The sequence below is a fragment of the Pseudomonas sp. LB3P31 genome (assembly GCF_054897945.1).
On record NZ_CM142710.1, the window covers coordinates 2789506 to 2812059 of the forward strand.

General features: G+C 60.9%; 14 protein-coding genes and 2 tRNA genes. 4 read left to right on the plus strand and 12 right to left on the minus strand.

Annotated elements, in window-relative coordinates:
• Positions 1-98: 98 nt before the first annotated feature.
• The 11 genes from ACYZTK_RS12720 to rnr all read right to left on the minus strand — a co-directional run bounded on the left by ACYZTK_RS12720 (position 99) and on the right by rnr (position 16933).
• Entirely contained in the window at positions 99-989 is an 891-nt protein-coding gene (locus ACYZTK_RS12720; RefSeq protein WP_462014753.1) for a transglutaminase family protein, read from the minus strand.
• Positions 989-3475 carry a circularly permuted type 2 ATP-grasp protein gene (locus tag ACYZTK_RS12725; protein ID WP_462014754.1) on the minus strand — a complete coding sequence of 829 codons (2487 nt, stop codon included), beginning with the start codon at positions 3473-3475 and terminating at the stop codon, positions 989-991. The genes ACYZTK_RS12720 and ACYZTK_RS12725 overlap by 1 nt, the downstream gene beginning before the upstream one ends.
• A gap of 88 nt (positions 3476-3563) precedes the next feature.
• The gene (locus ACYZTK_RS12730) at positions 3564-6839 is read right to left on the minus strand and encodes a transglutaminase family protein (protein WP_462014755.1); all 3276 of its coding nucleotides are present in this window, start codon (positions 6837-6839) and stop codon (positions 3564-3566) included.
• Positions 6840-7134: 295 nt separating this feature from the next.
• The gene (locus ACYZTK_RS12735; RefSeq protein ID WP_462014756.1) at positions 7135-9438 is read right to left on the minus strand and encodes a YgiQ family radical SAM protein; all 2304 of its coding nucleotides are present in this window, start codon (positions 9436-9438) and stop codon (positions 7135-7137) included.
• A gap of 204 nt (positions 9439-9642) precedes the next feature.
• Entirely contained in the window at positions 9643-11037 is a 1395-nt protein-coding gene (dnaB, locus tag ACYZTK_RS12740) for a replicative DNA helicase (RefSeq protein WP_462014757.1), read from the minus strand.
• Between the two features lie 119 nt (positions 11038-11156).
• Positions 11157-11603 carry a 50S ribosomal protein L9 gene (rplI, locus tag ACYZTK_RS12745; protein ID WP_008035347.1) on the minus strand — a complete coding sequence of 149 codons (447 nt, stop codon included), beginning with the start codon at positions 11601-11603 and terminating at the stop codon, positions 11157-11159.
• A gap of 18 nt (positions 11604-11621) precedes the next feature.
• A complete protein-coding gene (locus ACYZTK_RS12750; protein WP_462014758.1) occupies positions 11622-12515 on the minus strand; it encodes a hypothetical protein in 894 nt (297 codons plus the stop codon).
• A gap of 36 nt (positions 12516-12551) precedes the next feature.
• Positions 12552-12782 carry a 30S ribosomal protein S18 gene (gene rpsR, locus ACYZTK_RS12755; protein WP_002551829.1) on the minus strand — a complete coding sequence of 77 codons (231 nt, stop codon included), beginning with the start codon at positions 12780-12782 and terminating at the stop codon, positions 12552-12554.
• Positions 12783-12810: 28 nt separating this feature from the next.
• Positions 12811-13233: a 30S ribosomal protein S6 gene (gene rpsF, locus ACYZTK_RS12760; RefSeq protein WP_003217491.1), complete on the minus strand. Its 423-nt coding sequence runs from the start codon at positions 13231-13233 to the stop codon at positions 12811-12813.
• Positions 13234-13520: 287 nt separating this feature from the next.
• Positions 13521-14282 carry a 23S rRNA (guanosine(2251)-2'-O)-methyltransferase RlmB gene (rlmB, locus tag ACYZTK_RS12765; protein WP_462014759.1) on the minus strand — a complete coding sequence of 254 codons (762 nt, stop codon included), beginning with the start codon at positions 14280-14282 and terminating at the stop codon, positions 13521-13523.
• Positions 14279-16933 carry a ribonuclease R gene (gene rnr, locus ACYZTK_RS12770; RefSeq protein WP_462014760.1) on the minus strand — a complete coding sequence of 885 codons (2655 nt, stop codon included), beginning with the start codon at positions 16931-16933 and terminating at the stop codon, positions 14279-14281. The genes rlmB and rnr overlap by 4 nt, the downstream gene beginning before the upstream one ends.
• A gap of 224 nt (positions 16934-17157) precedes the next feature.
• On the opposite strand from rnr, the gene ACYZTK_RS12775 reads away from it, so the two are divergent.
• From ACYZTK_RS12775 to ACYZTK_RS12790, 4 genes are all read left to right on the plus strand, one after another.
• Positions 17158-17244 (plus strand) — tRNA-Leu (locus ACYZTK_RS12775).
• Positions 17245-17410: 166 nt separating this feature from the next.
• Positions 17411-17497, plus strand: a tRNA-Leu gene (locus ACYZTK_RS12780).
• 332 nt (positions 17498-17829) lie between these two features.
• Positions 17830-18840, plus strand: a complete 1011-nt coding sequence (locus tag ACYZTK_RS12785) for an iron ABC transporter substrate-binding protein (RefSeq protein ID WP_462014761.1) — start codon at positions 17830-17832, stop codon at positions 18838-18840.
• A complete protein-coding gene (locus ACYZTK_RS12790) occupies positions 18840-20405 on the plus strand; it encodes an ABC transporter permease (RefSeq protein ID WP_462014762.1) in 1566 nt (521 codons plus the stop codon). The genes ACYZTK_RS12785 and ACYZTK_RS12790 overlap by 1 nt, the downstream gene beginning before the upstream one ends.
• Positions 20406-20528: 123 nt before the next feature.
• On the opposite strand, the gene ACYZTK_RS12795 is transcribed toward ACYZTK_RS12790, so the two are convergent.
• A complete protein-coding gene (locus tag ACYZTK_RS12795) occupies positions 20529-22463 on the minus strand; it encodes a methyl-accepting chemotaxis protein (RefSeq protein ID WP_462014763.1) in 1935 nt (644 codons plus the stop codon).
• Positions 22464-22554 lie beyond the last annotated feature (91 nt).

Sequence of the window (22554 nt, forward strand, 5' to 3'; positions counted from 1 at the left end):
TAGGAGTGAGCCTGCTCGCGATAGCGGTGGCACGTCCAGCGTCTGCTTTTCTGACACACCGCTATCGCGAGCAGGCTCGCTCCTACAGGGGATCTGGGTTAATCCAATGGCATCACAGTGACCCGGACTTCGGGGTCATGGTTGCCTCCGCCCAGAATCACCCCGCGCAACGGCGAGACATCCGAAAAATCCCGGCCCCAGGCCAGGGTGATGTGCTCCAGTGCCGGCTGCACATTGTTGGTCGGGTCGAAATCAACCCAGCCCAGTACCGGACAAAACACCGACACCCAAGCGTGCGACGCATCGGCGCCAATAAGGCGCGGCTGGCCCGGTGGGGGCTGAGTCAGCAGGTAGCCGCTGATGTAACGCGCCGCCAACCCTCGGGAGCGCACGCAGGCGAGCATCAGGTGGGCGAAGTCCTGGCAGACCCCACGCCGGCGCTCCAGCACCTCGACTAGAGGTGTTGCTACCTGAGTCGCCTCGGCGTCGAAGGTGAATTCGCTGAAAATCTTCTCCATCAAGGCCTGAACGCCAAGCAGCAGTGGCCTTCCCGGCGGAAAACAGCTTTGCGAGAATTCGACGAAGTTGCGCTTCAAATGCACATAGGGTGATTCGAACCGGTAACGGCAGGCTTCCAGAATGTCCGGAGACAGTGGCTGGCTGCTATAGGTCAGCGCGTTGCGGGTGTCTTCCCAAGCGGGGCAACGGTTGAAGTCCAGCGCCGGCCGGGCCGTCACTTCAATTGTCAGGCTGGCATTGACCAGCAATTCATCGTGAGGCCGCTCGAACGCCAACCGCGTCAGCGGATTGCCGAACACATCCAGCTCGTCCCGACGCGAAGTAGGGTCCGGACTGATCTGCAGGCGCTGATCGGAGCAATGTTGCCAGGCGCACGGTCGCGGCCACAGGTGTGCCAGCTGCTGGGCCAGGGACACCGGGCTGTCGTAGCGATAATGGGTGTCGTGAAGTATCTGGTAGTGGGCGCTCATCAGACGGACACCGTGCGCTGGCTGACATCATCGACATGAGCGAAGTGCCGCAGCGCCAGGCGGTCCGAGGCCTGCCCGCTGGCGTCGGCGATTTCCTGGAGCAAATTGGCCAGGCCGTCGATGGCGGCACGGACACTGGCTTCGCCGAACAACGAGTTCTCCAGGCAGCCCAGGTCGAACCGCGCCAGGCGCTCGACCAGTTGTGGCAATACCGCTTCGCGCGGTGCCGAAAAGTCGTCGTTCAGGCGTTTCAGGGTGCGATTGACCAGTTTCAACTGGAACAGCACGGCATGGGGGTTCTGCTCGTCCAGCAGCAACAGGTCCAGTACCGGCAGAAGTTGCGCCACCGCGAGGTAGCGCGAGCGGTAGGTGATGCTGCTGTTGCCTAACTCCAGCAGCCATTCCAGCCCGGCCTGATCAAACGCGCTGGCGCCGCGCAGGAACGCCGCAAGACTGGCACAGAGAAACTGCAGCCGTTCGATACGCCGGCCGATCATCAAAAAGCGCCAGCCTTCATCGCGAGTCATGTCGTCCAAGGCAAAACCCGAGAGCGCCGCCAGGGACATCACCAGGCGGTTGAGAAAGTCCAGCAATTCGCCGAAGTCAGGCTCTTCGGTTTCCAGCTCCAGGGCTTCGCGTTGCAGTTCTACCAAGGCCTGCCAGTTTTCCCGCGAGAGCTTTCCGCGCACCTGCGATGCGGCCCACTGCAAGCGCTGCAGATTGGAGCGCAGGCTGAACGACCAGTCGTCGCCGAGCAAGGCGGCCAGCAGGCGCTCCGGCAATTCTCCTTCTTCCGGCAACAGCATCAGCCGTTCCCCCAGGTCGACAGCTGCCAGCAGGGCCTGCGGATCATCGCCATCGACATAACGGGCGAGCATGATGCGCAGCAACCGCGCGCTGTCATCGCAGCGCTCGCAATAGCGACCAAACCAGAACAGGTTTTCCACCACCCGCGAGGGCAGGTAGGGATCGCGCCGGACCAGATCATGCACGCCAATCGTACGCTGGGTTTTCCATTGTTCGCCGCTCGGTGGACGATCACCCAGGACCCAGGTGTCCTTGCTCGCCCCGCCCCGCTGCATCGACACTACTTCTGCATCCGCTTCGGCGGCGACCCGGGTCAAAGCACCGGGCAACACGCGATAACCCTCGTTGCTGGCCACTGCATACATGCGCATGCCGATGGCCCGGGGTTGCAGCCGTCCGTCCTCGGCTTGCCAAACCGGCGCCTGGGACAGCTGCGCGAGCTCTTGCGCCACATAGGCGTAAGGCCGTGCATGCATGCGCCCAGCGAGCTCAACGCGCTGTTTTTCACTCAGATCACGGCCGAATACCGGGGCAAAGCTCTGCGATGGGAACGCCGGTTTGATCAGTAATTCCGGAAGTTTTTCCAGCGCCTGGGCCAGCACCGGGGCCTCGCCGCACCACCAAGTGGCGATGGACGGCAGGATCAGTTCCTCGCCAAACAGGAACTGATTGATCCTCGGCAGAAAGCCCAGCAGCCCCGGCGACTCCAGCACTCCACTGCCGAGAGCATTGGCCACCAGCACCCGCCCCTGTCTGACCGCTTCCAGCAACCCCGGCACCCCGAGAGCCGAGTCGGTACGCAGCTCCAGCGGATCGCAGAAGTCGTCGTCGAGCCGGCGCATGATCGCGTGAACCCGGCGCAGGCCGCTCAGGGTCTTCAGATAGACCGTGGCATCGCGCACGGTGAGATCGCCGCCCTCCACCAAGGGATAACCAAGTTGCCGCGCCAGGTAGAGATGTTCGAAATAGCTTTCGTTAAATCGCCCGGGCGTCAGCAGCACGATCAGCGGCGCTTCGGCATCGCTCGGTGCCTGACGGGCCAGCGTTTCCTGCAGCGTGCGGAAGAAACCCGCCAGATGCTGCACCTTCAGGTCGTGGTACAGCTCCGGGAACGCCCGCGACACGATGGTGCGGTTCTCCAGCGCATAACCCGCACCCGACGGCGCCTGGGTCCGGTCAGCCGTCACCCACCAGCGGCCATCCGGGGTGCGCGCCAGATCGACGGCGTACAGGTGCAGAAAAGCCCCGTCAGGCGGCTTGATACCCTGGCAGGGCCAGAGGAAATTATTGTGACCAAACACCAGTTCGGCGGGCAACAGACCTTCAGCGATCAAACGTTGCGGACCATACAGGTCTGCCAGCACGGCATTGAGCAGGCGCGCCCGTTGGGCGATCCCCGCCGATAACTGCTGCCACTCATCGGCGGCAATTACGTGCGGTAGCAGGTCCAGCTCCCATGGCCGATCAGCACCCTTGGGATCGGCATAGACGTTATAAGTCACGCCGTTTTCGTGGATTTGCCGGCTCAACAACGCCTGACGCTGGACCAATTGCGCCGGGGTGCTGCGTTGCAATTGATCGAACAACCGGCGCCAGTGCGGGCGCACGGCCCCGCTGTCGTCGAGCAGTTCATGATAATTGCCCGCAGTGGGCGGGTAGCGGTCAAGCAGGTCAGGCATGGAAAGCTCGGCAGACAGCAAGGAACGGTCAGACTAACGCACGCTCATAACGCCCGGATAGACGAAAAACCCGGGCGTCGCGGACGGTTCAAAAACGTCGTAAATCGAGTGTCATCGGCAGTTCGTCGTTGACGTCGAGGATGGGCACCGGGAGCTTTCCGGGACTGTGTCCGATGCGGAAGAACCGCGCCATCCGCCGGCTTTCGGCCTCATTCGCGTTCACCGGCAGGCTGTCGTAGTTGCGCCCACCCGGGTGCGCCACGTGGTACTGGCAACCGCCCAGGGAGCGCTGCATCCAGGTGTCGAGCAAGTCGAACACCAGCGGTGCATGCACCGGGATGGTCGGTTGCAGGCAGTTGGCCGGTTGCCAGGCGCGGAAACGCACGCCGGCGACGAATTCACCGACTCGTCCGGTCGGTTGCAGCGGTACGGCAATACCATTGCAGGTCAGCACGTAGCGCTGCGGCGGCAAGCCGCTAAGCTTGACCTGCAGGCGTTCCAGGGACGAATCCACATAGCGCACCGTGCCACCGGGCGCGCCCTCCTCGCCCAGCACATGCCAGGGTTCCAGCGCCTGGCGCACTTCCAGTTCGATGCCGCTGACCGCGTAGTCGCCGACCTTGGGAAAGCGGAATTCCAGGTGCGCGGCGAACCACTCGGCGCGCACGGCATAGCCCGCAGCATTCAGGTCGACGATGACGTCGGCGAAATCCTGTTCGATGAAGTGCGGCAACAGGAAGCGGTCATGCAGCTCGGTGCCCCAGCGCGCCAGTTTTGGTGGCGCATAGGGTTCGCGCCAGAATCGCGCGACCAGCGCCCGCAGCAACAGCTGCTGGACCAGGCTCATGCGTGCATGGGGCGGCATTTCAAAGGCGCGAAGTTCCAGCAAGCCCAGGCGACCGGTCGCCCCATCCGGTGAATACAGCTTGTCGATGCAGAACTCGGCGCGATGAGTGTTGCCGGTCACGTCGATCAGCAGGTTGCGCAGCAAGCGGTCCACCAGCCAAGGCGCACATTCTTCGCCAGCCTCAGGCATCTGCGCAAAGGCGATCTCCAGTTCGTACAACGCATCGTTGCGCGCCTCATCAACTCGCGGCGCTTGCGAAGTTGGGCCGATGAACAGTCCGGAGAACAGGTAGGACAAGGATGGATGGTTATGCCAGTAGCTGATCAGGCTGCGCAGCAAGTCCGGACGGCGCAGGAAAGGCGAGTCCGCCGGCGTCGCACCACCCAGGACAAAATGGTTACCACCGCCGGTGCCGGTGTGGCGTCCGTCGATCATGAATTTCTCGGTGGTCAGGCGGGTCTGGCGCGCCTCATCATAGAGGAACTCAGTACGCTCGACCAGCTCGTCCCAGGTGGCAGACGGCTGCACGTTGACCTCGATCACACCCGGGTCAGGCGTGATGCGGAAGTTGCTCAGGCGGGGATCGCTCGGCGGCTCATAGCCTTCGAGCAATACCGGGCAATGCAATTCTTCAGCGGTGGCCTCGATGGCGGCGACCAGTTCCAGATAGTCCTCGACCTGCTCCAGCGGCGGCATGAACAGGTACAGGCGCCCTTCCCGAGCTTCGGCGCAGAAGGCAGTACGGGTCAGCCAGTCGGCAGATTCGTCGAGCTTCGGCGCACGTTCCTCGACAACCGCTGCTTCACCCTGGCTTTGCAACTGCGCCGTGTCAGGCAGTGGCGGGAAATCCTGATTCGGGTCCCGGGGATGGATAAACGGATATTGCGCAGCCTTGACCCAGGGTTGCGAACCCAGTGGTAGGCGATACCCCAGTGGCGAGTCACCCGGCACCAGACGGCAGTGCTCGTCGCGCAGGTACCAACGACCGCTTTGCCACTGATCACCCTTGGCAGTGCGCGCCAGGGGCAGCACCTGGCCAATGACTTTATCCAGGCCCTGGCTGAAGACCTTGCGCAGGCGCTCACGCTCCAGGGGTTCTTCCAGGCGGGAGTCTTCGGCGCTGACGTTCTGCGGCAAGGTGCCTTCGCGCCACAGGTAGTAAAAATTGTCTTCGTAGGCGGGGAACACAAAGCGCGTAGGAATTTTCAAGCGTTCGGCCACGCTTGCCAGGAAACGCCCGGCCAGTGCGCCATCAGCGCCATAGTCTTCCTGCTCATCGGCAATCAGCGCGCCGTTGTGCCAGATCGGTACTCCGTCGCGGCGCCAGTAGCAGTTCAGGGACCAGCGCGGCAGTTGCTCTCCCGGGTACCATTTTCCTTGGCCGAAATGCACCAGGCCGTGGGGCGCGTAGTGCTTGCGCATGCGCTCGAACAGTTCGGCGGACAGGCGCCGCTTGTCCGGGCCGAGCGCGGCGGTGTTCCACTCGTCGCCGTCCGGGTCGTCGATGGAGACGAAGGTCGGCTCGCCGCCCATAGTCAGGCGCACGTCACCTTCCAGCAGGTCCGCGTCGATCTGCCGACCCAGGGCCTGGATCGCCAGCCACTGCTCGTCAGTGTAAGGCCGGGTAACGCGCGGGGCCTCCCAGATACGTTCTACGGACATCTCATGGGTAAACTCGCACTCGCAAGGTTCCACCAGGCCACTGATCGGTGCCGCAGAGCCCGGATCAGGACTGCAGGCCAACGGAATGTGGCCTTCGCCGGCAAACAGCCCGGAGGTAGCATCCAGGCCGATCCAGCCGGCACCCGGCAGATATACCTCGCACCAGGCATGCAGGTCGGTGAAATCCACCTCGGTGCCCGAAGGCCCGTCGAGACTTTTCACATCGGCGGTCAGCTGGATCAGGTAGCCGGACACAAATCGTGCTGCCAGGCCCAGATTACGCAACAGCTGCACCAGCAGCCACGCGGAGTCGCGGCAAGAGCCGGAGGCGTGTTCAAGCGTGTGTTCGGGGGTTTGCACACCTGGTTCCATGCGAATCAGGTAGCCGATGTCTTCGCTCAGGCGCTGGTTGAGCGCGACCAGGAAATCCACGCTGGGCAAGGGGGTGCGGTCGATGCCGTCCAGGTAGGCCTGGAACTTTGGTGTCAGCGGCAGGGTTTCCAGGTACGGCGCCAGTTCCTTGCGCTCGTCGGCGGCGTAGCTGAACGGGATTTTTTCGGCGTAGGGCTCGAGGAAAAAGTCGAAGGGGTTGAATACGGCCATTTCGGCCAGCAGATCGACTTCGATTCGCAGCTCTGTGGTTTTTTCCGGAAACACCAGCCGCGCCAGGTAATTGCCCTGGGGGTCCTGTTGCCAGTTGATGAAGTGCTGCTCGGGCGAGACTTTCAGCGCATAGGACAAGATCCGCGTGCGACTGTGGGCGGCCGGGCGCAGGCGAACAATCTGCGGCCCAAGCTCGACGGCGCGGTCGTAGCGGTAGTGCGTGACGTGGTGCAATGCGACATGTATCGACACGGCGTGCCTCCTGCGAGCCCTAAGCGTATATGGAAAGCGCGCAAGACTTATGCCATCCAGCATTGTTGGCGCTTTCTGTGATTGCTTGAGGCAGTACAGCACCAAAATCGGGCGATGCGGGAAATTGGTTTGGGGCAGATGCACGAAAATGTTGCCAAGATCAAAAGATCGCAGCCTTCGGCAGCTCCTACATTGGAACGCGTACACCTGTAGGAGCTGCCGAAGGCTGCGATCTTTTGATCTACAAAAAAAAAGCCAACCCGAAGGTTGGCGTTCTTTTAACTGCTGTCAGCGCTTAGCGCGGCACAACCGGCTTGCGCGCAGGCTTGGGACCTTTGCCTTTGGCCGCGTCCTTGCGATCCTTGGCCGCCTGCTGGTTGCGGGCGAATGCCGCAGCCTTGGCCTGTTCACGCTTGTCCCACGCGTTGCCGCCATCGCTGGCGCGCGGTGGCAGGCCAGTGTGCTGGGTGAGGATCTTGGTGGTCTTCTCACCGGCCACCTTATGGCTACCCGCAGGCGTCGAATTCTTGCGACGCGCGCTCTGGTAGCTGTCGGTCGCCGGCTGATGCAGCGGGATCAACTGGGTCTTGCCCGGCCCGATCAAGTCGGCGCGACCCATGCGGGTCAACGCTTCACGCAGCATCGGCCAGCCTTTCGGGTCGTGGTAACGCAAGAACGCCTTGTGCAGGCGACGCTGCTCTTCGCTCTTGACGATGGTCACGCCGTCGCTCTTGTAAGTCACCTTGCGCAGCGGGTTTTTGCCCGAGTGATACATCGCGGTAGCGGTGGCCATCGGCGACGGATAGAACGCCTGCACCTGGTCGGCACGGAAACCGTTGCCCTTGAGCCACAGCGCCAGGTTCATCATGTCTTCGTCGGTGGTGCCCGGGTGAGCCGCGATGAAGTACGGAATCAGGTACTGCTCTTTCCCGGCTTCCTTGGTGTACTTCTCGAACATTCGCTTGAACTTGTCATAGCTGCCAATGCCCGGCTTCATCATCTGGTTGAGCGGACCTTCCTCGGTGTGTTCCGGGGCGATCTTCAGGTAACCACCGACGTGGTGCGTCACCAGCTCCTTGACGTATTCCGGCGACTCGACCGCAAGGTCATAGCGCAAGCCGGAAGCGATCAGGATCTTCTTCACGCCCGGTAAAGCACGGGCACTGCGATACAGCTGGATCAACGACGAATGATCGGTGTTCAGGTTCGGGCAGATGCCAGGGAACACGCACGACGGCTTGCGGCACGCGGATTCGATTTCCGGGGTCTTGCAGGCGATGCGATACATGTTCGCAGTCGGGCCGCCGAGGTCGGAGATCACGCCGGTAAAGCCAGGCACCTTGTCGCGGATCTCTTCGATTTCGCGAATGATCGACTCTTCAGACCGGTTCTGGATGATCCGGCCTTCGTGCTCGGTGATCGAGCAGAAGGTGCAGCCACCAAAGCAGCCGCGCATGATATTCACCGAGAAGCGGATCATGTCGTAGGCCGGGATCTTTTCCTTGCCGTACGCCGGGTGCGGAACGCGGGCGTAAGGCATGCCGAACACGTAGTCCATTTCTTCGGTGGTCATCGGAATCGGCGGCGGGTTGAACCAGACGTCGACTTCGCCGTGCTTTTGCACCAAGGCGCGGGCATTGCCTGGGTTGGTTTCCAGGTGCAACACGCGGTTGGCGTGGGCGTACAGGACCGAGTCGCCCCGGACTTTTTCTACCGAAGGCAGGCGAATCACGGTCTTGTCGCGGGTCATGCGCGGGCTGGCCAGGATCTGCACGACCTTGGCTTCGCTCGGGTCATCGACCGGCCCCTTTTCCTGTTCAATTGCACAGGCCTGGGTATCTTGAGTGTTCACGTACGGGTTGATGATCTTGTCGATCTTGCCCGGACGGTCGATGCGCGTGGAATCGACTTCGTACCAGTCTTTAGGCGTGTCGCGACGAATGAACGCGGTGCCGCGCACGTCGGTGATGTCTTCGATCTTGTGACCGTAGGACAGACGCTGGGCGACTTCGACGATCGCACGCTCGGCGTTGCCGTACAGCAGGATGTCGGCGCAGGCGTCGATCAGGATCGAGTTGCGTACCCGGTCCTGCCAGTAATCGTAGTGGGCAATGCGGCGCAGGGAGGCTTCGATGCCACCCAGCACGATCGGCACATTCTTGTAGGCTTCCTTGCAGCGCTGGCTATAGACCAGGCTGGCGCGGTCCGGACGCTTACCAGCCATGCCTCCCGGGGTGTAGGCGTCGTCGGAACGGATTTTCTTGTCGGCGGTGTAGCGGTTGATCATCGAATCCATGTTGCCGGCCGCGACGCCGAAGAACAGGTTCGGCTCACCGAGCTTCATGAAGTCGTCTTTGGACTGCCAGTTCGGCTGGGCGATGATCCCGACGCGGAAGCCCTGGGACTCCAGCAGCCGGCCAATGATTGCCATGCCGAACGATGGGTGGTCGACGTAGGCATCGCCGGTGACGATGATGATGTCGCAGGAATCCCAGCCAAGCTGATCCATCTCCTCCCTGCTCATCGGCAGGAATGGCGCCGGACCGAAACATTCGGCCCAGTACTTGGGATAGTCAAATAACGGCTTGGCTGTTTGCATGACGATGACCGGTGTTGAGATGAAAAATCGCGGGCGCGGAATATAGCACAAAATTTAACCAATTCCGACGGCTATGGTCGGAAATTGCCAGGCAGCAACACCTGACCAATGTGGGAGCGGGCTTGCTCGCGAAGGCGGAGTGTCAGCTGACGAAGATGTCGATTGGCACACCGCCTTCGCGAGCAAGCCCGCTCCCACAGGTTGTTACTCGTCGTCGAAATTGTAACTGCCCGGCGCAAGGTTTTCGAAGCGGGTGTACTTGCCGATAAACGCCAGGCGCGAAGTACCGATCGGGCCGTTCCGCTGCTTGCCAATGATGATCTCGGCGATGCCCTTGTGCTCGGTTTCCGGGTGATAGACCTCATCCCGGTAGACGAACATGATCACGTCAGCATCCTGCTCGATCGCTCCGGATTCCCGGAGGTCGGAGTTGATCGGGCGTTTGTTCGGACGCTGCTCAAGGGAGCGGTTGAGCTGGGACAGCGCCACCACCGGGCAGTTGAATTCCTTGGCCAGGGCCTTCAGGGAACGCGAGATTTCGGAAATCTCGTTGGTCCGGTTGTCGCCGCCAGAACCAGGGATCTGCATCAATTGCAGGTAGTCGATCATGATCAGGCCGACATCGCCGTGCTCACGCACCAGGCGCCGGGTTCGCGCCCGCATCTCCGACGGGCTGATACCGGCCGTATCGTCAATGAACAGCTTGCGATCGTTGAGCAGGTTGACCGCCGAGGTCAGGCGCGGCCAATCGTCGTCTTCCAGGCGACCGGCACGCACCTTGGTCTGGTCGATACGGCCGAGGGACGACAGCATACGCATGATCAGCGACTCGCCTGGCATCTCCAGCGAGTAGACCAGTACGCACTTGTCACTGCGCAACACGGCGTTTTCCACCAGGTTCATCGCAAAGGTGGTTTTACCCATGGACGGACGGCCAGCGACGATGATCAGGTCGGACGGCTGCAGGCCGCTGGTCATCCCGTCGAGGTCGGTGTAGCCGGTGGACAGGCCGGTGATGGCGTTGTCAGTGTTGAACAAGGTGTCGATGCGGTCGATGGCTTTGGTCAGCAGGTCATTCACGCTCACCGGGCCGCCGGTTTTAGGCCGGGCCTCGGCGATCTGGAAGATCTGCCTTTCGGCTTCGTCGAGAATCTCTTCCGCGCTGCGACCTTCCGGGTTGAAGGCGCTGTCGGCGATCTCGGTGGCGATGCCGATCAGCTGGCGCAGGGTGGCCCGGGCGCGAACGATCTGCGCATACGCCTTGATGTTGGCGACGGACGGCGTGTTCTTCGCCAGCTCACCCAGGTAACCGAGGCCGCCGACCTGCGAAGTCTGACCTTCCTTGTCCAGTTGCTCGGCCAGGGTCACGACATCGATCGGCGAGTTCTGGTCTGCCAGTTTGGCGATCGCACGGAAGATCAGGCGGTGGTCATGTCGATAGAAATCACCGTCCGATACCTGATCCAACACACGTTCCCAGGCGTTGTTGTCCAGCATCAAACCACCGAGCACGGCCTGTTCGGCCTCGATGGAATGCGGCGGCACCTTCAGGGCAGCGGTTTGCAGATCGTATTGCTCAGGAGCGGTGATTTCGTTCATGGCCACTTGGATAGTTAGGAAAATCAGGAACTGCAGAAAGACAAAGGGCACGACCTGTAAACAGGATCGTGCCCGATGTTACCGACAAGCACCCGAGGGTGCCAGCCGACAAGTGCTGCTTAAGCTGCTACCACGACAACGCGTACGGTGGCTTCAACTTCAGCGTGCAGGTGCACGGCTACGTCGAATTCGCCTACGTTGCGGATGGTGCCGTTCGGCAGACGAACTTCGCTTTTTGCCACTTCAACGCCAGAGGCGGTCAGTGCATCAGCGATGTCGTGAGTACCGATCGAACCGAACAGCTTGCCTTCGTCACCAGCGGTGGCAGTGATAGTCACTTCCAGCTCAGCCAGTTGGGCGGCACGGCTTTCAGCCGAAGTTTTACGGTCTGCTGCGGCTTTTTCCAGCTCAGCACGACGCTCTTCGAACGCAGCCAGGTTGGCTGGGGTCGCGGCGGTTGCTTTGCCGTAAGGCAGCAGGTAGTTACGGCCGTAACCAGCCTTAACGTTTACTTTGTCACCCAGGTTGCCCAGGTTGGTGACTTTTTCCAGAAGGATCAGTTGCATGTGAAAATCCTCTAACTTTTAACCTTCACCGTTCGCGTTATCGGCGTCTTTCGGCGCCAGACGACCGCGAAAATCAATCAGGCTGTCGACGATGGCCAAGACCACCAGCAACGGATAGATCAGCTGCATGAACAGCAACAGCGTGACGTACAACCCCACCAGCCAGAACCTGGCCAGTCGCTTCTGCGCGACCAGCCCATGCATCAGGGACAGTGCGGCAAACACCAGCGGTACGCTGCACAACGGCGTCAACATCGCCATCTGTGGACCGATGTTCGGCCCCAGAAGCATGCACGCCAGCAGCAACATCGCTGGTAAAAGCGGGAAGCGGATGGCGCGAAATTCGCGACCAAAACCACCCGGGTTGTACAACAACGCCTGCCAGTAGCGCCCGACAAGCAGGCTCAGCACACTGACGATTTGCAACAAGGCCGCAATCAGGCCGGTCAGGACCGGTGCAATCAGGGACGCAAAATGCGCTTGCTCGTCTACCGACAACTTCTGGTAGACATCACCGAGTAGCGACGGCATGACTTTTATCAAAGCCTGCGCCAGCATCTCGATTTGGGGAGCAAAAACTGTCCCCAGCACCACTGCAAACACCACTCCCATCGCTATGCTGACCAGCAGCACGCGGTTCCAGGACTCACTTGCGCGCAAAACCAACGCAAGGCTCCAAGACCCCAGCAACACCAGAAGTGAGCGTGGGTCATCGGCGTAAAGCCACCAGATCAAAGCCGGCAGCAGTCCCAGGGCAAGGACGCTCGAGGCGTCCTTCAATCCGCGCCGCAGGAGCACGAAGCACCCTGCGGCAGCACCCAACCAATACAACAACGGCAATGCCGCGCATCCAGCCACTACGAGAGTGGCCTGCATACGACCGCGCATGATGAACTCAGCTATGGCACGCATGCATTCAATCCTTTGCTACGAGTCGACTGCCCGGTCTCAGCGGCCGTGGCTGTCGGTGTAGGCCAGCAGGGCCAGGAAGCGGGCGCGCTTGATAGCGGTGGCCAGCTGACGCTGATAACGAGCTTTGGTACCGGTGATACGGCTTGGAACAATTTTGCCGGTCTCGGATACATATGCTTTCAGGGTGTTGAGATCTTTGTAATCGATCTCTTTCACGTCTTCAGCGGTGAAGCGGCAGAATTTACGACGACGGAAGAAACGTGCCATGTAATAGGCTCCTCAAAAGGTCCGTGGATTACTCGTCAGCGTTATCGCTGTTGTCGCTGTCATCACTATCAGCGCTTTCAGCGCCTTCGTGCTCAGGACGGTCGCGACGCTCACGGCGCTCACTGCGGTTTTCTTCAGCCTTGAGCATCTCGGATTGGCCGGTAACGGCTTCTTCGCGACGGATGACCAGGTTACGGATCACTGCATCGTTGTAGCGGAAGTTGTCTTCCAGCTCGGCCAGGGCCTTGCCAGTGCATTCAACGTTCAGCATCACGTAGTGAGCCTTGTGAACATTGTTGATTGCGTAGGCCAGTTGACGACGGCCCCAATCTTCCAGACGGTGGATTTTGCCGCCGTCTTCTTCGATCAGCTTGGTGTAACGCTCTACCATGCCGCCGACTTGCTCGCTTTGATCCGGGTGGACCAAAAAGATGATTTCGTAATGACGCATGAATGCTCCTTACGGGTTGTAGCCTGCCGCTCAAAAGCGGTCAGACAAGGAGTGAATGACACTTATGGACTTGCTTGCGATAGACACATGCGTGCCTGCCGTCACAGCAAGGGGCGCAATTGTAGAGAAGGGACAGGAGAGGTGCAAGGCAATTGGTGATTATTTGAGCAATCACCCGATCGCAAGCCGAACTTCTGTAGGAGCTGCCGAAGGCTGCGATCTTTTGATCTTGAAAATCAAAAGATCGCAGCCTCGTTTCACTCGACAGCTCCTACAGGGAGGTTGTGTCAGGGCTTTTTGGTGCCGGCTTTGACACTGCGCTGGCGCTGGGCTTCGAACAGGCACACGCCAGTTGCTACGGAAACGTTGAGACTGCTGACGCTGCCAGCCATCGGCAGGTGCACCAGGTAGTCGCACAGGTCGCGAGTCAGGCGGCGCATGCCGCTGCCTTCGGCGCCCATGATCAGGATGGTCGGCCCGGTCATGTCATGTTGATACAGGCTCTGCTCTGCCTCGCCCGCTGTGCCGACAACCCACAAGCCACGCTGCTTGAGTTTTTCCAGGGTACGCGCGAGGTTGGTCACGGCAACCAGCGGAATCACTTCCGCGGCGCCGCAGGCGACCTTGCGCACTGTCGGAGTCAAGGTAGCCGACTTGTCCTTCGGCACGATCACCGCTAGCGCGCCAGCCGCATCCGCCGAGCGCAGGCAGGCGCCAAGGTTGTGCGGGTCGGTCACGCCGTCAAGCACCAGCAGCAGGGGTGCGCCGTCGGTGCGATCGAGCAGCTCGTCGAGCATCGCTTCGCCCCAGACCTGGCTAGGACTCACGTCCGCCACCACGCCCTGGTGCACACCCTCAACCCAGGCATCCAGCTCACGACGCTCGGCATTGCCCACGGCCACGCGATTTTCCGCAGCGAGCTCGATCAGCGTTTGCACACGCGGATCATTGCGACCTTCCGCCAGCCAGATCTGCTTGACCCGTTTCGGGTGGTGACGCAGCAACGCTTCTACCGCATGCACGCCGTAGATTTTTTCCAACTGACTCATGGCTTGGCCTTAGGTTTACGCGACCCGCCGCTTTTCGCAGCTGGGGCCGAACCCGCTTTTGGCGGGCCTTTACGGTGTTTGCTCGGCTTACTGCCTGGAGCTTTTGCGCCGGGAGCCTTATCAGGCGCCGACCGTCCGGTCTTTCCCCCAGACGCCGCTTTACCGCCGCTTTTCGCTTCAGACAGCAACGCCTGCTTCAGTTCACGGCTTTTACGCAGCTCGGCATTCTTCGCCGCAGCATCGCTCGGACGATAGGCTTCGACAGCCTTTTCCTTCGCAGGACGACGACCGCTTTTCGCGGGGGCCGGCGCCGGTTCTGCAGCGGTTTTAGCCGTCGACTTGGCAGCTGGCTCGGTTTTTTCGGTTCCGCGCTTCTTGCGGCCAATCGGCGCGCTGATGGTTTTTTCAGCCATCTCGAAGTCGATCTTGCGCTCGTCGAGGTCAACGCGCATTACGCGCACTTCAACGGTATCGCCCAAGCGGAAGCTGCGACCGGTGCGTTCGCCGGCGAGGCGATGGTGCACAGGATCGAAGTGGTAGTAATCCCCCGGCAGCGCGGTGACGTGCACCAGGCCTTCGACGTAGATATCGGTCAGCTCGACGAACAGGCCAAAACCGGTCACGGCGGTGATCACACCCGGGAACGATTCGCCCACACGGTCTTTCATGAACTCGCACTTGAGCCAGTTCACTACGTCGCGGGTCGCTTCGTCGGCACGGCGCTCGCTCATCGAGCATTGCTCGCCGAGCTGCTCGAGGGCCGCTTCGTCGTACGGATAGATACGCGCCTTCGGAATGGTCATCGCGCCCGCACGGCGAACGTGTGGAGTGTCCTGTTTCGAATGGATCACGCTGCGGATCGCGCGGTGCGTGAGCAGGTCCGGGTAACGGCGAATCGGCGAAGTGAAGTGGGTATAGGCTTCGTAATTCAGGCCGAAGTGGCCCTGGTTATCGGCGCTGTACACCGCCTGGCTCAGCGAGCGAAGCATGACGGTCTGGATCAGATGGAAATCCGGACGGTCCTTGATGCTGGCCAGCAATGCCTGGTAATCCTTCGGCGACGGGCCGTCCTTGCCTTTGTGCAGGGACAGGCCGAGCTCACCCAGGAACGCGCGCAGTTTTTCCAGACGCTCCGGTGGCGGACCGTTGTGAACGCGATACAAGGCAGGGATTTCGTGCTTCTTCAGGAATTCAGCAGTGGCCACGTTGGCCGCCAGCATGCATTCCTCAATCAGTTTGTGCGCATCGTTACGGACGGTCGGACGAATTTCGGCAATTTTACGCTCGGTGCCGAAGATGATCCGGGTTTCCTGGGTTTCGAAATCGATCGCGCCACGCACGTGACGAGCGCCCAACAGCACCTTGTAGAGTGCGTAAAGCTGCTTCAGGTGCGGCAGGACATCGGTGTACTCGCCGCGAAGCTGACGCGCCTCGGTGAGTTTCGGCGTCTCCAGCATCGCGCTGACCTTGTTGTAGGTCAAGCGCGCGTGGGAGTGAATCACCGCTTCGTAGAAGCAGTAGTCAGTCATCTCGCCGGTTTTCGAGATGGTCATCTCGCAAACCATGGCCAGGCGATCGACGTGCGGGTTCAGCGAGCACAGACCGTTCGACAGCTGTTCAGGCAGCATCGGAATCACGCGTTCGGGGAAGTACACCGAGTTGCCACGCACCTGGGACTCATTGTCCAGGGCGGAGCCGATCTTCACGTAGCTGGAAACGTCGGCAATCGCCACGTACAACTTCCAGCCGCCGGAGAACAGGCGCAGCTTGCCCGGCTTGGCTTCGCAGTAGACCGCGTCATCGAAGTCGCGCGCGTCTTCACCGTCGATAGTGACGAACGGCAGATGGCGCAGGTCGATGCGCTTCTCTTTGTCTTTCTCTTCGACTTCCGGCTTGAGCTTGGCAGCTTCTTTCAATACAGCTTCAGGCCAGACGTGCGGGATATCGTACGCGCGCAGGGCGACATCGATTTCCATGCCTGGCGCCATGTAGTTGCCCACAATTTCGACCACGTCGCCCTGCGGCTGGAAGCGTGGCGTCGGCCAGTGAGTGATCTTCACCTCGACGAACTGACCGATGTTGGCGTTGCCGTTGCGACCCGGGGTCACCAGCACTTCCTGCTGGATCTTCGGGTTGTCCGCGAGCACGAAGCCGATACCGCCCTCTTCGAAGTAGCGACCAACGATGGTCTCGTGGGCACGGGACACCACTTCGACGATCATGCCTTCGCGGCGACCGCGACGGTCCAGGCCGGAAACACGAGCCAGGGCACGGTCACCGTCGAATACCAGGCGCATTTGCGCCGGGCTCATGAACAGGTCGTCGGAACCGTCGTCCGGCACCAGGAAGCCGAAGCCATCCCGGTGACCGCTGATGCGGCCGAGGATCAGGTCAAGCTTGTCCACCGGCGCATAGGTGCCGCGACGGGTGTAGATAAGCTGAGCGTCGCGCTCCATGGCGCGCAGGCGGCGGCGCAGGGCTTCGATCTGGTCTTCAGTGGTCAGACCAAACTCTTCGACCAGTTGCTCGCGGTTAGCAGGCGAACCCCGATCAGCAAGGTGCTGAAGGATCAGTTCGCGGCTAGGAATAGGGTTATCGTATTTTTCCGCTTCACGAGCGGCCTCGGGATCGAGGGACTGCCAATCGGCCATTAGAGAGTTTTCACCTTGTCTATATGTGGGTTAGTTTGGCATAGGCGTAATGAAACGGGAAATTTCAGGCTGCGACAGCCTACCTAAAGCCCTTTATTGACACCTGAATGATGATTTAAATGCCGCTGGTAAAATTTTCCAGGTTTTTTTGATGCCAGGGGTTTACAGTTAAAAAGACGCTCCGTATAGTGCGCGCCATCGACGACGGAGACGTTGCCGATACTGCCCAGATGGTGAAATTGGTAGACACGCCAGCTTCAGGTGCTGGTGACCGCAAGGTCGTGGAAGTTCGAGTCTTCTTCTGGGCACCAATTTTGAGCTTGAGATTAGATCAATTTCAAGGCTCGCACAAAAACCCGCGAAAGCGGGTTTTTCGCATTTCAAGCCTCTGATTTATTAAAATGAAATCAGGGGTTTACAGATTTAAAAGCGCTCCGTATAGTGCGCCACATCAACAGCGGCAACGCTGAAGATGCTGCCCAGATGGTGAAATTGGTAGACACGCCAGCTTCAGGTGCTGGTGACCGCAAGGTCGTGGAAGTTCGAGTCTTCTTCTGGGCACCAATTCAAATCCAAGGTTTCGGCCTTGGATTTCACAAAAACCCGCGAAAGCGGGTTTTTGCGTTTCTGCCTTCCAGAAATCTCCAAATGACCGCGATCCCCCCGTAGGAGCTGCCGAAGGCTGCGATCTTTTGATCTTGATTGCGGCGCGATTTGCGGCGCGATTGAGGTCGCCGGAGATCAAAAGATCGCAGCCTTCGGCAGCTCCTACGGATTGGGCGTCCATCCCACCCTTCTGCAGCACGGCCATTCCCACCCCGCAAAGCGCACTTGAGAAACAATATCGTTTATCATTGTTACAAGTTTTTGCAATGCGACAGTGAGGAACCCTGCGAATGATGTTTCGAAATACCCTGCGCCGCGGCCTGATCTTCACCCTGCTTGGCCTCGCACTCACCACTCCCCTCACCCAGGCAGCTGACCCAGTTTCCCTGACACTCTACAACGGTCAGCACAAGGAAGTCGGCGACGCGGTCGCCAAGGCTTTCGAAGCCAAGACCGGGATTCACGTCAATGTACGCAAGGGCAGCAGCAACCAGCTCGCCAGCCAGGTCGTCGAAGAAGGCGACCGCTCCCCCGCCGACGTGATCTACACCGAAGAATCGCCACCGCTGAACAAGCTTGGCGAGCAGGGTGTACTGGCGCCCACCGATGCCACCACGCTGGCCGTGCTGCCCAAGGAATATGTCGCCGCCGATGGCACCTGGATCGGTATTACCGCCCGTGTTCGCGTAGTCGCCTACAACCCCAAGCTGGTCGACGAGAAGGACCTGCCGAAATCGGTGATGGAATTCTCCGACCCGAAATGGCAAGGCAAGGTCGGCTTCGTGCCTACCAGCGGCGCGTTCCAGGAACAGGCCGTGGCAATCATCAAAGTGCATGGCATGGACGCTGCCGAAGAATGGCTGACCGGCCTGCGCGCATTCGGCAAGACCTACAGCAATAACATGGTCGCTCTGAAGGCCGTGGAAAACGGCGAAGTCGCCACCGTGCTGGTGAACAACTACTACTGGTTCGCCCTGCAGCGCGAAAAAGGCCAGCTCGACTCGAAACTGCATTACTTCACCGGCGGCGACGTCGGCGGGCTGATCACCGTTTCCAGCGCAGCCGTGCTGAAATCCAGCAAGCACCCCAAAGAAGCCCAGCAACTGCTCGCTTACATGGCCAGTGAAGACGGCCAGCGCGTGATCACCCAGACCACCGCCGAGTACCCGCTGCACAAAGGCATGCAATCGGATCGCGGGCTCAAGCCGTTCAGCGAACTGGAAGCACCCAAAGTCACCCCCGCCGACCTCGGCAATGCTGAAGAAGCACTGGACCTGGAACGTGACGTTGGCCTGAACTGATGAGCGCATGGTTATCCGCCCCCGCCTCGCGCGGGGGGTACGTGCCAAGGCGCAAACGGCCGTCGATCTGGCTGCTGCTGCCGGTTCTGCTGCTGGTGGTCCTCAGCCTGTTGCCGCTGCTCTACGTCGGGCTGAAAACCTGGCAGGCCGGCTGGGCCGAGGCAGTGCACCTGCTATGGCGGCCGTATGTGTTCGGGCTGCTGCGCAACACGCTGGCACTGATGATCGGAGTGACGGTCGCTTGCGGCGTGATCGGCCTGTCGCTGGCCTGGCTGCTCGAGCGCAGTAACTTGCCGGGGCGACGCCTGTGGGGGGTCATTCTGTGCCTGCCGTTTGCCGTCCCGGCGTTCGTCAGCAGTTTTACCTGGGTGTCCCTCAGTTCCAGTTTTGAAGGCCTGGGCGGGGCGATCCTGGTGATGACCCTGTCCAAGTATCCGCTGATCTTCCTGCCGGTCGCCGCCACCCTGCGCAATCTGGACCCGTCGCTGGAAGAATCCGCCCGCACCCTCGGCCAGAATCGCTGGGGCGTGTTTTTCAGGGTCACGCTGCCGCTGCTGTGGCCGTCCCTGCTCGCAGGCTCGCTGCTGATTGCCCTGCACATGCTGGTCGAATTCGGCGCGCTGTCGATCATCGGGCTGCAAACCTTCACCACCGCCATCTACCAGCAATTTGAGCTGGAATTCAGTAACGCCAACGCGGCGATGCTCTCGGCTGTTCTGCTGGCGCTGTGCCTGATGCTGCTGTGGCTGGAGTTGCGCGTGCGCGGCAAAGGTCGGCATGTGCGCACTGGCCAGGGTGCCGCACGCCGGGCCGAACAGGTGCAGTTAGGGGACTGGACCGCACTTGGCCAGGTTTATTGCCTGGCGCTGGCGGTAATCGGCAGCGGAATCCCGCTGGGAATGCTCGCGTACTGGCTGGCTGTCGGTTCGTCAGCGGCGTTCCCGGTTGCGGCGATCAGCGAGGCGCTGCTGTCGTCGCTGGCGCTGTCACTGGGCGGCGCCGCGTTGTGCCTGGTGCTGGCAGTACCGGTTGGACTGCTGGTGGTTCGTTACAAGGGCCAGCTGGCGATCTGGGCCGAGCGTTTACCGTACCTGCTGCATGCGCTGCCGGGCCTGGTGATCGCACTGACGCTGGTGTATTTCGCCCTGCACTATGTGCCGGCGCTGTATCAGACCTCGGCGTTACTGTTGATCGCTTATGCGCTGCTGTTTCTGCCGTTGGCCCAGGCGCCGATTCGTACGGCACTGAACAAGGCGGCACCGCAGCTGGAGGAGGCCGCGCGTACTCTGGGCGCGTCATCCTTCAGCGCGTTTTGCCGGGTGACCTTGCCGATCATATTCCCGGCGCTGGGGGCGGCGTTTGCGCTGGTGTTCCTGGATGCGATGAAGGAGTTGACGGCGACGCTGTTATTGAGTCCGACCGGGCTCAATACTTTAGCGACGGAGGTTTGGGCGCATACGGCGAATGTGGAGTTTGCGGCGGCGGCGCCTTATGCAGCGTTGTTGATATTGGTGTCGGGGTTGCCGGTCTATTTGCTTACGACGCGGATGTATTTGAGCCGGTGAGACCGCCATCGCGAGCAGGCTCGCTCCTACACTGGATTTGAGGCGGTCACAAATCTTGTGTCCGCCCGCAGCCCTGTAGGAGTGAGCCTGCTCGCGATGAGGCCAGACCTGCCAACCCAAATTCTAGGCCCTGAACTGCCCCAGGCTCGCCTTCAACTGCGCCGCCAACCCATCCAGCACCTTGCCACTGGCCGTGGTTTCCACCACCGCCTGAGCAGCTTTCTCCGCCTGCGCGTGGATGGTTTCAACCCGTCCCCGCACCGCGTGCGCGCCCTGGGCCTGATGCGCTGCCGCCTGGGTTGCCAGGCCAATCGCCGCATGCACCTGCTCGACTGACACCTGCACCGACTGCTGCAGCCGCGCACTATCGCGCAGCACCAGTAAACCCTCACTGGCCTGGCGCCCGGCCTGGCCAATGGCAGCCACGGCCTCGCGTGCGCCCTGCTGCAAGGCGACGATGTGCGCCTGAATGTCGCCGGTGGAGCTCTGGGTTTTGCTGGCCAAGGCCCGCACTTCATCCGCCACCACGGCAAACCCGCGCCCGGTCTCACCCGCGCGCGCCGCCTCGATGGCCGCGTTCAGCGCCAGCAGGTTGGTTTGCTCGGCGATCCCGTGGATCACCGTCAACACCACTTCAATCTGCTCGCTTTGCAGCGCCAGGCGCTCGATGACCTTGGCGCCGGTATCAACTTGTCCAGCCAAGGCCTCGATCAGGCTGCCGACTTTTGCCGAGGTCCGGGTGTTTTCATCGGTAGCCGACCGAATGTCCACCACCTGCTGCAAAGCAGCCTGCATCGCGTGACTTTCCGATTGCGCCTCGTCAGCCATTCGCGACAGCGCCCGCAAGCTCTCGGCCACTTCATCGCGCTGCATCCCCGCCGCCGCATCCGCCCCGGCGTTGCGCAAGGTCATCGCGCCGATTTCCACGCCGGTGCGCTGGGCTACATCCCCAGCCTCACGAACGATTGGCTGCAATTTGTCGACGAAGCGATTGACCGCCGCGGCCATGTCGCCGATTTCGTCCTTGCTGTTGATCTGCACACGCTTGGTCAGGTCACCCTCTCCCGCCGCCAGGTCATCCATGGCGGCAATCAGCAACTTCAGGCGATTGACCACACGACGACCCAGCACTATCGCCAGCAACAGCAGCACCCCGAGACCGACCAACGCCAGGCTCATACCGATGCGCCAGCGCAACGTGCCCGCCGCTTCCTGCACCGTGGCGGTGGTGTTGGCTTGCATGTCCGAGGCGGTGGATTGCGCCGACTGCAACCGCGCACGCATCGCCGTGGCACTGTCTGCCGCAGCGCCCTTGAGACTGTCGGCGACCAGCTGATCACTGCTGGCGATCAACGCCGAAAAGCGCTTGTCGAGGGCCGCCAGATCGGTTTCGACCGAAGCGGTAGAGACCCCCATCAACACCTTGCCGATTTCCACGCCGTTGGGGTTGATCGAGGCTTCGAGGTAGTAGACCGACGGATCGTTTTTCGCCGCATCCAGCACCTTGTCCAGCGCCCGCTCGCCCTGGCCTTTTTCCAGCAAGGCCTTATTGATCGGATTTTCGCGGTTCAGATAACGCGTCAGGTGCTGCCCCGTGGCGTCGTCGTACACCACGAACAATACGTTGGGATTGCGCTGGGCCCGACGGGCAAATTCGGAGAGCGTCGGCACGTCACTGTCCCACATGGCACGGGGGGCCACCGAGGCCAGCAGTTGCGCCATGTCGTTGGCGGAATCTTTCAGATCCTTTTCCAGGGTGGCGCGCAGTTGCGCCTGCTCTTCTTCCAGTTTCGACGACAAACCCGCCGTAAGACGCTGGCGCGTGCTGGTGGAAAGGTTGTCGAGACTCGAGGTGACTTCGCGCCCGGCCTGCTCGAGTTCGCCGGACAGCTTTTGACTGTCGGCACCCAGGCGCATGGCCAAATCAGCTTCCAGCGCGGTCACGGTGCTCCGTGTCAGGGCAACCGCCACCAACACTTGCACCAGAAGGGCGATACCAAGGGTAACGAACACGGGCCGCAACAAACGGCTTTGTAACAATGAGAGAACGGCCGACACTAGGAATCCCTCTGCTTGACGCCATTAAATTGATGGCACCCCACAAAAGATGCTCTTAATGAAGATCACAGCAAAGGTCATGCCGCCCGCA

Excerpts from the sequence above, each read along its gene's own strand:
- rnr (WP_462014760.1), bottom strand. The coding sequence starts at position 16,933 with ATGGCCGATTGGCAGTCCCTCGATCCCGAGGCCGCTCGTGAAGCGGAA.
- ACYZTK_RS12720 (WP_462014753.1), bottom strand. The coding sequence starts at position 989 with ATGAGCGCCCACTACCAGATACTTCACGACACCCATTATCGCTACGAC.
- rpsF (WP_003217491.1), bottom strand. The coding sequence starts at position 13,233 with ATGCGTCATTACGAAATCATCTTTTTGGTCCACCCGGATCAAAGCGAG.
- ACYZTK_RS12750 (WP_462014758.1), bottom strand. The coding sequence starts at position 12,515 with ATGCGTGCCATAGCTGAGTTCATCATGCGCGGTCGTATGCAGGCCACT.
- ACYZTK_RS12785 (WP_462014761.1), top strand. The coding sequence starts at position 17,830 with ATGATGTTTCGAAATACCCTGCGCCGCGGCCTGATCTTCACCCTGCTT.
- rlmB (WP_462014759.1), bottom strand. The coding sequence starts at position 14,282 with ATGAGTCAGTTGGAAAAAATCTACGGCGTGCATGCGGTAGAAGCGTTG.
- ACYZTK_RS12725 (WP_462014754.1), bottom strand. The coding sequence starts at position 3,475 with ATGCCTGACCTGCTTGACCGCTACCCGCCCACTGCGGGCAATTATCAT.
- ACYZTK_RS12735 (WP_462014756.1), bottom strand. The coding sequence starts at position 9,438 with ATGCAAACAGCCAAGCCGTTATTTGACTATCCCAAGTACTGGGCCGAA.
- rpsR (WP_002551829.1), bottom strand. The coding sequence starts at position 12,782 with ATGGCACGTTTCTTCCGTCGTCGTAAATTCTGCCGCTTCACCGCTGAA.
- ACYZTK_RS12790 (WP_462014762.1), top strand. The coding sequence starts at position 18,840 with ATGAGCGCATGGTTATCCGCCCCCGCCTCGCGCGGGGGGTACGTGCCA.
- dnaB (WP_462014757.1), bottom strand. The coding sequence starts at position 11,037 with ATGAACGAAATCACCGCTCCTGAGCAATACGATCTGCAAACCGCTGCC.
- rplI (WP_008035347.1), bottom strand. The coding sequence starts at position 11,603 with ATGCAACTGATCCTTCTGGAAAAAGTCACCAACCTGGGCAACCTGGGT.